This is a genomic window from Streptomyces sp. CC53 (assembly GCF_001865245.1).
Classification (GTDB): Bacteria; Actinomycetota; Actinomycetes; order Streptomycetales; family Streptomycetaceae; genus Streptomyces.
In genome coordinates, this window is record NZ_MKXB01000051.1 from 19,961 (window position 1) to 29,632 (window position 9,672).

Below are 9,672 nucleotides of genomic sequence, written 5' to 3' on the forward strand. Positions count from 1 at the left end.
GCCGGGTCCCCACCCCCACATCCGCTTCGCCGAAGGAGATCCCCATGTCCGAACTCCGCAACGGGGCCGCCGCGCTCGCGTTCGCCGCCGTGCCGCTCATGCTGGTCGCGACCGCCACCCCCGCCGCCGCGCACGGTTCGATGACCGACCCGGTCAGCCGGGTGGCCGCGTGCCACGCCGAGGGACCGGAGAACCCGAAGTCCGACGCCTGCAAGGCGGCGGTCGCGGCGAGCGGCACCCAGGCGTTCTACGACTGGAACGAGGTCAACATCGGTGACGCCGCCGGACGCCACCGTCAGCTCATCCCGGACGGGAAGCTGTGCAGCGCGGGCCGCGACAAGTACAAGGGCCTCGACCTGCCGCGCGCCGACTGGCCGGCCAGCCCGCTCAAGGCGGGCAGCCACACGTTCCGGTACAAGGCGACCGCGCCGCACCGGGGTTCGTTCGCGCTGTACCTCACCAAGGCGGGCTATGACCCGTCCAAGCCGCTGACCTGGGCGGATCTGGAGGACAAGCCGTTCGCCACGGCCACCGACCCGAAGCTGGAGAACGGGGCGTACGTCATCGAGGGCACGGTCCCGCAGCGGTCAGGGCGCCACCTGCTCTACTCGGTGTGGCAGCGCTCGGACTCCCCCGAGGCCTTCTACACGTGCTCCGACGTGGTGTTCGGCGGTACGGCGGAGCCCGGGCCGGTGGCGTCCGCGCCGACGGACGAGCAGATCGAGGAGAACGCCGACAAGTCGACGGTCAGCCACGGCGGCCACGGCGGCGACGAGCACGGCGAGCACGACGGCCAGGCCGGTCAGAGCGGTCAGGGCGAGGAGTCCGGCAAGCCGGCGCCGGAGGGGGGCAACGCGCCCGAGCCCAAGAGCGCCGGGACGGCAGCCTCCCCCGTGGCCGACACGGCGCAGGCCGCTCCCGAGGCTGCTGCCCCGGGCGGCCCCGCCCCGGCGGAACAGAACCTGGCCGAGACCGGCGGTTCGGACGCAACCGCGTACGTCGCCGTCGGCGGCGCGGTGGTGCTGGCGGCGGGCGCGGCCCTGGTGTTCGGCGCGGCCCGCCGCCGTACGTCCGCCTGACCAGGCACGGGCCCGGGCCGCTCACGGCCCGGGCCCTGAGCGGCTAGCCGAGCACCGACGCGCAGGTCGTCGGGGTGGCGCGCGCCGGGTCAAGGGCGTTCGCCACTTCGTGGAAGGTGATGCGGTCCATCAGACCAATGGCCAGGTGCTCGGAGAAGTCCAGGGCGCACTTGTCCTGGATGCGGACGTTGGTGACGTTCGGCCCGCTGAGGTAGCCGGAGGTGTAGGGCGTGACGACCTGGTCGTACTTGGTGACGATGACGTGGTAGCGGACCCCCGGGACGGTGTCGCCGCCCTCGTTGAGCTTCCGCATGAAGGCGGAGCCGGCGATCTGGTCGGTCAGGGCGGGGGTCTTCTCGGTGAGCCACCGTTCCGCGCCCGGGAAGAAGGGCAGCAGCTTGGTCAGGCCCGACAGGGTCGTGCCGTGGTTGTCGGGCGCGATGCCGACGAGGGCGTTCACGTGGTCGGCGCCGCCGAGGAACTTGAGGTAGTAGCGGGGCATCATGCCGCCCTGCGAGTGGCCGACGATGTCGACCTCGGCGGCGCCCGTGGCGTCCAGGACCCGGTCGACGTACGCGTCGAGCTGTTCGGCGGACTTGTCGATGGGGCCAAGGCCGTGGAAGAACGGCACGCCGGGCAGTTGGCCGTAGTCGAGCGAGAAGACGCAGTAGCCGCGGCGCACCAGGTAGGGCGCGAGGCCGAGCCAGTTGTCGACCGAGTTGCCGAGGGTGCCGTGGACGAGGACGACGGGGCGCGGGTGGGCGGTGGACGGGCGGCAGGTGTAGTCGTTCCAGCCCGAGGACGGCCCGGCGGCTGCCTGGGCGGTGCTGGTGGGGAGCAGGGTGGCGGCGAGCGCCAGCAGCAGGACGACGAGGGCTCTGGAGGCGCGGTGGGCCCGGGATCGTATGCGTGAGGGCAGCATCAAGTGGTCTCCTTGCGGCTCAAGGAATGGGCGATGGCGGTACGCCCCAGCGGCCCGGACCACTGATGAAGGGGGATTTCGGCGCGGCGGGGCACGGCCGCGCTTCAGGCCAAGTTACGTACGGGTAGCGTCGGGTGGGAAGTTACGCGTCGGTAAAATGTGGGGCGCTCGCTTCGGTCTCTGCTAGCGGGTGTCGTTCGCGCAGCGCGGGCCGGGTGGCGGTGCGGCCTCCGGTTAGGGACCCCGCGCGCGGGCTCCGCGGTGCGCCCGCCCGGCAAGGACGGCGGCCGCCCGCCCGACGGACACACGCCGCACGGGCCGCGCCACGACCGCGGCCGTGCGGCGCCGACTATGCGCCACATCCGATGAGTTCGGAGCAGATGCGTACCCGGTCTGCGCCTAGAGTGCCCGCACAAGGTGCCCGGGTACGCGGTCGGCGCCGTCGGGCACCACCCGGCACAGGTCACCCCGGTCCGCGTACGGGGCGGAGCCGCAGCACCGCCCGGGCACCGGACCCCTTCGTCCGATGAGGAGTGCACCATGACCTTGCGTGAGTCGGTCCGCCGGCGGTTACCCGTCCTTGCCGTCGTGTTGGCCTCCGTCGCGGCCACCGCCGTGGGCGGCGCCCCCGCTGCGCGGGCCGCCGGGCCCGCGGAGCTCCGCCTCGTCCCGTCCGGCGCCGACTACCGGGCCGGGCTCCAGCGGCAGGTCGACTACTGGAACCTGAACCGGCTGTCGGCCGCCGCGCTCAACGGCGACGGATCCGAAGCAGCCGCTCCGGCGGCCGGATGGGACGACACCGCCCGCCCCTGGGCCGGGGCCGGGAAGATCACCCGGACGGTGGGCAAGCTGGTGATGCGGATGCGCAACGCCGACGGCGCGAGCGCCACCGACGGCCTCGCGGCCTGCACCGCCACGGTGGTCAAGAGCCGGAACAAGAGCGTCGTGGTCACCGCGGCCCACTGCCTGCGCGTCAACTGGGGCCTGAACGCCCCACTGGACCTCAACCAGGTCGCGACGAACGCGCTGTTCATCCCCGGCTTCCGGGGCGAGAACCTGCCACGCGTCGCGCCGGGCACCGACCTGGACCAGGGCCCCGCGACCGGCCCCGACGTGGCACCCCACGGCGTGTGGGCGGTGACCCGCGCGTGGTGGACCGAGGGCTGGGCGGCCCAGGCCAACCACCTCAACAACAACGACATGGCCGCGATGGTCGTGGACAGCCCGGCCGACGACCGACCTGTCGAAGAGGTCGTGGGCGGAGGCCAGCCGATCGGCTTCCACCAGGCCCGCAAGACGCCGCGTACGAACTTCGGCTACCCCGTTGCCAACGTCAAGAGCCACAGCGGCCCCAACTTCTCCAGCACCGGCGCGGCCGTGATCGACGGGGCCCCGAACGCCAACGGCGTCCCCGCAGCGCAGCAGCGCATCTACGACGGGCGCTCGCTGCTGTTCAGCCAGGGCCCGTCCTGGATCAACCGCGAGTGGTGGTGGGAGACCAACAGCGACCTGATGAAGACGCAGTTCAGCCCTGGCTCCAGCGGCGGCCCCTGGTTCAAGGACTTCGACCCGTCCACCGGTGAGGGCATCCTGGCGGGCGTCACGTCGCACTTCGCCCAGTCCGTCAGCGGCGGACTCGACCTGGTCGCCGAAGCCGAGTCCCGCGCCCCCAGCCCCTACATGGCCGGGACCCACTTCGGCGACCAGGAGGAGGCGGCCTTCGAGGCGGCCCAGTCCGTCACCCCCGGAGCCTGACCGCGGCGGGCCGACGAGGGACGGCCCCGGCGGCGGGCCGACGAGCGGGCCCCGGGGCGCCGGCCGCGTCGGCCCGCCTTCACCGCCGCCGGCGCCGTGGGCCCCTCCCCGCACCGGTCCCGACAACGACGCGGACGACACCGCCAAGTCCGCGTCAGCCGCCACCGGCGACGCGGCCGCACGCCACCCGCCCCGCCATCTGGGCGAAGGCGGTGACCGTGACTACGCCGCGAGCGATCCCGGCTTGATCGCGTCCGGGCCGAACCGTGCCCGGGCCCGGTCCGCGACCTCCTCCAGCTTCCTGGCCTTCTCGTCGGCAGGGTCGAACGACAGCTGGTGGGCGGCCTGTTCGGCCGGCAGGAGCCCCTCGGCGCGCAGGGTGACGCCGCGCACCCGGGCCCGCTGGAGGGCGAGCCCGTCGTGCAGGGCGTACACGGCCGTGGTGAGGGCCGCGGAGTGCGCGGTCGGTTCGCGCAGGGTGCGGGTCCTGGTGGTGGCGGACCGGTCGGCGTACCGCACGGTGAGCGTGAGCGCGCGGCACACCTGGGCTTCGGACCGCATACGGGCGCCCAGTTCCTGCGCCAGCGAGAGCAGGGCGCGGCGCTGCCGGTCCCGGTCGAGTTCGTCGCGCGGGAAGGACCGTTCCGCGGCGACCGAGCGGGCCGCGGCGTCCGGGACGACCTGCGTGCGGTCCACGCCCCGCGCCCGTTCCCACAGGTCGCGCCCCGCGCGGGCGCCGAGGATCCGTTGCAGCACGGCGAGCGGGGTGTCCGCGACCCGGCCGGCCGTGTCGAGTCCGTAGGCGCCCAGGGTGCGGGCGGTGCTCCGGCCGACGCCGTCGAGCGCGCCGACCGGCTGGTCCCGCAGGAACTCCTCCGGGTCGTCGACCACCAGGGTCGTGCCGGGCCGCGCCCGCCGCGCCGCCATGCGGGCCAGCAGGGGGTTGGGCCCCGCGCCGATGGCGCAGTCCACGCCGTACAGGGCGAGCGCCCGGACCCGGATGACGGCGGCCAGTTCGGCGGGGCCCCGCCCGAAGTACCGCACGGCTCCGCGCAGGTCGGCCAGGGCCGCGTCGGGCGGGTCGGCCTGCACGAGCGGGGTGAACGCGCCCAGGAGGCCGAGGAGGTGCGGCAGCAGCGCCTCCGCCGCGGGCCCGCCGCCTTCGTGGGCCTGCTCCGTCCGGAAGCGCACGGAGAGGATCGCGCCGCTCATCCCGCGCTCCCCTGGCTCTGGTGCCACAGCTTGCGTCCGGGTGCCGCGCCCGCTTCGCCCGCCGGGCGCAGGTCGGCCCAGGGGTGCATCGCGTACCCGGTGGGCATGGTGATCCGGCGGTCGTCGCCGGCCGGCCGTCCGGCGGGGCCGGGGCCGGGCTCGGCGAGCCGGGCGGCGACCGCGTCGAGGCCGCCCTCCCGGCGCAGTTCGACGAGTTCGGCGAGGTTCCAGGCGGCGGTCCCGACGACGCTGAGGCTGCGCGGGCCGCGCCGCTGCACGGTGCCGCGGACCAGCAGCAGCCAGGAGTGGAAGACGGTGTGGGCGCACCGCTCGTGGCTGTCGTCGAAGAAGGCCAGGTCGACCAGGCCGGTGCCGTCGTCGAGGGTGGTGAAGACGACGCGTTTGCCGGAGCGGATGGGCGGGGTCTGGGTGGCTGCCTTGGCTCCCGCGACCAGCACGGTCCGGCCGTTCGCCGTCATGCGGAGCTGCCGCGCGGTGACGACGCCGAGCTCCTCCAGGAAGGCGTGGTGGTCGGTCATGAGGTTGCGGGAGGCGTCCATGGACAGGACGCCGAGTTCGGCGCTGAGGCGTTCGGCGTCGGTCAGGTCGGGCAGGCCGAGGGGGGCGGACCTGCGGCCGCCGGCGAGCGGCAGCTGGTCGCCGTACGAGCCGGTGCCGCGCTGGACGCGGTGCAGCTCGGCGAGGTGGAGCAGCAGGTCGCGGCGGTTGGCGCCGAACGCGTCGAGTCCGCCGACCTGGGCGAGCCGTTCGGCGACGGGCCGGCTCGGGCGGGCCCGCTCCCAGAAGTCGAGCAGGGAGGCGTAGGGCTGCCCGGCCTCGATGCGGGCGGCTTCGGTCTCGCTGATGCCGTGGACGTCGGCCAGGGCGAGCCGCAGCCCCCACACGCGGGAGGAAAGGGGTGAAGCAGACGCGCCCTCAGACACCAGTTCGATACGGTGTGCGGTTCCCGACCGGTTCACGTCCACCGGCAGCACCGGCACCCCCTGGCGTCGCGCGTCCGCCAGCAGCAGCCGCTTCGGGTACATGCCCGGGTCGTGGGTGAGCAGCCCGGCGTAGAAGGCCGCCGGGTGATGGGCCTTCAGCCACGCCGACTGGTAGGTCGGCACGGCGAACGCCACCGCGTGCGCCTTGCAGAAGCCGTACGAGCCGAACGCCTCCACGATCTCCCAGGTGCGCGCGACCACGTCGTCCGCGTACCCCTTGCGCCGGGCCTGCTGCGCGAACCACGCCTTGATGCGCCCCTGGGACTCCGGGTCGGACAGTCCGCGGCGCACCGCGTCGGCCTCCTCCCGGCCGCAGCCGGTCATGATGTCGAGGATCTTGATGATCTGCTCGTGGAACACCACGACCCCGTACGTCTCGCGCAGCGCCTCCTCCAGGTCGGGGTGCGGGTAGCGGACGGGGGTGCGGCCGTGGCGGGCGGCGATGAACGGGCGGACCATGTCGGCGGCCACGGGACCCGGCCGGAAGAGGGAGATGTCCACGACCAGGTCGTGGAAGGTGGCCGGCTGGAGCCGCCCGACCAGGTCGCGCTGGCCCGGCGACTCGATCTGGAAGCAGCCGAGCGTCTCGGCGGACCGGATGAGCCGGTACGTCGCCGGGTCGCCCGGCTTCACCTGCGCCGGGTCGTCGAGGTCGATCCGCTCCCCCGTCGTGCGGGCGATCTCCGCGACGGCGTGGGCCATCGCGGACTGCATGCGGACCCCGAGGACGTCGAGTTTGAGCAGGCCGAGCGCCTCCACGTCGTCCTTGTCGAACTGCGCCATGGGGAAGCCCTCGCCGCTGGTGGGCACCACGGGGGTGCGGGAGAGCAGGGAGGCGTCGGAGAGGAGCACCCCGCACGGGTGCATGGCGACGCCGCGCGGCAGCGCGTCCAGCGCCTCGACCAGCTCCCACAGCCTGCCGTACCGCTCCCGCTCGCCGGCGAGCGCCCGCAGCTCGGGCAGCTCGTCGAGGGCGGCTCGGGCGTCCCGGGCGCGGATGTGCGGGAACGACTTGGCGATCCGGTCGATGTCGGCCGGGTCCATGGACAGCGCGGCGCCCACGTCCCGCACGGCGTGGCGGACCCGGTAGGTCTCGGGCATGGCGACGGCGGCGACCCGCTCGGGGCCGAAGCGGTCCAGGATCGCGCGGTAGACCTCCAGGCGGCGGGCGGACTCCACGTCGATGTCGATGTCGGGCAGCGCGGGCCGCCGCACCGACAGGAACCGCTCCATCAGCAGGTCCTGCTCGACGGGGTCGGCGTGGGCGATGCCGAGCAGGTGGTTGACGAGGGAGCCGGCGCCGGAGCCGCGCGCGGCGACCCTGATGCCCATGCCCCGGACGTCGTCGACGACCTGGGCGACGGTGAGGAAGTACGTGGCGAAGCCCAGCCGCTCGACGGTGCGCAGCTCGTCGTCCAGCCGCTCCCAGTACTCCCGCTTCCCGTCGAGGCCGCGCAGCACCATGCCGGCGGCGCAGCGGGAGCGCAGCACGCGCTCGGCGGTGCGGCGGCCGGCGCCGACGAGGTGCGGTTCGGGGAAGTGGACGGTGCCGATGCCCAGGTCGTCCTCGGGGTCGACCAGGCAGGCGGCGGCGGTCTCCTCGGTGAGGGCGAGCAGCCGGTGGGCGGTGTCGCGGCGCTGCCCCGCGGCCTCGGCGACCCGTTCGGCGACGGCGGACATGGCGGCGGGGTCCTTGAGCCAGCGCTCGCCGCCGTCGAGGCCCTTGGACGGGTCGACGGGGACGAGGCGGCGGGCCGCGTCGAGGACGTCGGCGACCGGCCCCTGGCCGGGGTCGGCGTACCGGACGGCGTTGCCGAGGACGGGGCGTACGCCCTGGTCGGCGGCGAACCCGAGGGTGCGGGCGGCGTGCCGCAGCGAGCCGGGGCCGGTGCCGGTGCGTCCGTGGTGGACGACCTCCAGGCGCAGTGCGTCGCCATACCGCTCGCGCCAGGGGGCGAGGAGCCGGGCGGCGCGGTCGGGGCGGCCCTCGGCGAGGGCGCGGCCGACGTCGGAGGCGGGTCCGAGCAGGACGGTCAGGTCCTCGCCGTGGTTGTCGTCCCAGGGCAGCAGGGCGGGCGCGCCGGCCCGGCGGTCCGGCCGGTCGGCGTGGGCGGCGCCGATCATCCGGCACAGGGCGGCCCAGCCGTGCCGGGAGCGGGCGAGGTAGACGGCGCGGGGCGCCGACTCGTCGACGAAGGCGCCGCCGCGCACGGGGGTGCGGCGGCGTTCGGTGGGCCGGGCGTCCGCGACCGGGCGCGGCCCGAGGGCGAGGTCGGCGCCGAACAGCGGGCGGACGCCTTCCTTCGCGCACGCCTGGGCGAACCGGACCGCTCCCGCGACGGTGTCGCGGTCGGTCAGGGCGACGGCGTCCATGCCCCGCTCGGCGGCACGCGCGGCCAGTGCCTCCGGGTGCGAGGCCCCGTAGCGCAGGGAGAAGCCGGAGACGGTGTGCAGATGCGTGAACGGTGGCACCCGCACCTCCTGAGTCGATCCGAACCTCACCACCCCCTTGCTCACCACCATAGACCAAGTTCGAACGGATGTACGACTCCGTTGGGCACGGCCCGCCCACGCGGCGCCACCGCCCCCTCCTCAGCCATTCGGACCCCTCCCACCTGCACAAACGTGGTACACCCCGGAGCGTGGCACCATGACGTTCGCCTCCGAACTCCGTGGTGCCGTCACGCCTCGGGCCGCGCTGCTGGTCCTCGGCGTCCTGGCGCTCCAGCTGCTGTTCATCGCCTCCTACGTGGGCGCCCTGCACGATCCGAAACCGAAGGACGTGCCGTTCGGGGTCGCGGCCCCGGGAGCGGCCGCCGAGCAGGCCGCCGCGCGGCTGGAGCGGCTGCCCGGCGACCCGCTGGACCCGCGCGCCCTGGGCGACGCGGCGGAGGCCAGGTCCCAGGTCCTGCACCGGAAGGTGTACGGCGCGCTGGTCGTCGACCCGGCGGGCACCACCGACACCCTGCTGGTCGCCTCCGGCGGCGGCAAGGCCATGGCCACCACGCTGGAGCAGATCGTCACCCGGGCGGAACGGGCCCAGGGGCGCACCGTGCGGACGGTGGACCTGGCCCCGGCCTCCCGCCAGGACTTCAACGGACTGACCTCGTTCTACCTGGTGGTGGGGTGGTGCGTGGGCGGCTACCTGCTGGCGTCCGCCCTGGCGGTCAGCGCCGGCGCGCGGCCCGCCAACGTCCCGCGCGCGATCATCCGGCTGTCCGTGCTCGCGCTCTCCGCGGTCCTCGGCGGTCTGGGCGGCGCCCTCATCGTCGGCCCGGTCCTGGACGCCCTGCCCGGGAGCCTGGCCGCCCTGTGGGGCCTCGGCGCGCTGGTGGTGTTCGCGGTCGGGGCGGCCACCCTGGCGCTCCAGTCGCTCACCGGCATCGTCGGGATCGGCCTCGCCGTCCTGCTGATCGTGATCGCCGGCAACCCGAGCGCGGGCGGTGTCTTCCCCGGACCGATGCTGCCGGACTTCTGGCGGGCGATCGGCCCCGCCCTGCCGCCGGGCGCGGGCACGTGGGCGGCCCGCTCCATCGCCTACTTCAACGGGAACGCGATCTCGGGATCGCTCCAGGTGCTGGCGATCTGGGCGGCCGTGGGCACGGTGGTGACCCTGGTCGTGTCGTCGGTGCGACGGCCCGGCATCCCCGGCAGGGCGATCGGCTCGTGAACCGCCGGGAGCAGCCGCGCCCGCCGCCCC

6 protein-coding genes are annotated in these 9,672 nt (G+C 74.8%); 3 read left to right on the forward strand and 3 right to left on the reverse strand.

Going from position 1 to position 9,672, the window contains the following annotated elements; translation table 11 throughout:
• The first annotated feature begins 44 nt into the window (after positions 1-44).
• On the forward strand, positions 45-1,079 hold the full coding sequence (locus BJP40_RS04620; protein ID WP_071278793.1) for a lytic polysaccharide monooxygenase: 1,035 nt from the start codon (positions 45-47) through the stop codon (positions 1,077-1,079).
• A 43-nt stretch (positions 1,080-1,122) separates the two neighbouring features.
• On the opposite strand, the gene BJP40_RS04625 is transcribed toward BJP40_RS04620, so the two are convergent.
• Positions 1,123-2,001: a triacylglycerol lipase gene (locus tag BJP40_RS04625; RefSeq protein WP_071278795.1), complete on the reverse strand. Its 879-nt coding sequence runs from the start codon at positions 1,999-2,001 to the stop codon at positions 1,123-1,125.
• Between the two features lie 540 nt (positions 2,002-2,541).
• Here BJP40_RS04625 and BJP40_RS04630 point away from each other — a divergent pair.
• The gene (locus tag BJP40_RS04630) at positions 2,542-3,756 is read left to right on the forward strand and encodes a serine protease (protein ID WP_071278797.1); all 1,215 of its coding nucleotides are present in this window, start codon (positions 2,542-2,544) and stop codon (positions 3,754-3,756) included.
• A gap of 222 nt (positions 3,757-3,978) precedes the next feature.
• Here BJP40_RS04630 and BJP40_RS04635 read toward each other — a convergent pair whose 3' ends face one another.
• Positions 3,979-4,968, reverse strand: a complete 990-nt coding sequence (locus BJP40_RS04635; protein WP_079170916.1) for a hypothetical protein — start codon at positions 4,966-4,968, stop codon at positions 3,979-3,981.
• Entirely contained in the window at positions 4,965-8,444 is a 3,480-nt protein-coding gene (locus BJP40_RS04640; RefSeq protein WP_071278799.1) for a DNA polymerase III subunit alpha, read from the reverse strand. The genes BJP40_RS04635 and BJP40_RS04640 overlap by 4 nt, the downstream gene beginning before the upstream one ends.
• Positions 8,445-8,622: 178 nt before the next feature.
• Between BJP40_RS04640 and BJP40_RS04645 the strand changes: the two genes are divergently transcribed.
• Positions 8,623-9,642, forward strand: coding sequence for a DUF3533 domain-containing protein (locus BJP40_RS04645; RefSeq protein ID WP_071278800.1), 1,020 nt, complete (start codon positions 8,623-8,625; stop codon positions 9,640-9,642).
• Positions 9,643-9,672: the final 30 nt, after the last annotated feature.

Excerpts from the sequence above, each read along its gene's own strand:
- BJP40_RS04620 (WP_071278793.1), top strand. The coding sequence starts at position 45 with ATGTCCGAACTCCGCAACGGGGCCGCCGCGCTCGCGTTCGCCGCCGTG.
- BJP40_RS04635 (WP_079170916.1), bottom strand. The coding sequence starts at position 4,968 with ATGAGCGGCGCGATCCTCTCCGTGCGCTTCCGGACGGAGCAGGCCCAC.
- BJP40_RS04645 (WP_071278800.1), top strand. The coding sequence starts at position 8,623 with ATGACGTTCGCCTCCGAACTCCGTGGTGCCGTCACGCCTCGGGCCGCG.
- BJP40_RS04630 (WP_071278797.1), top strand. The coding sequence starts at position 2,542 with ATGACCTTGCGTGAGTCGGTCCGCCGGCGGTTACCCGTCCTTGCCGTC.
- BJP40_RS04625 (WP_071278795.1), bottom strand. The coding sequence starts at position 2,001 with ATGCTGCCCTCACGCATACGATCCCGGGCCCACCGCGCCTCCAGAGCC.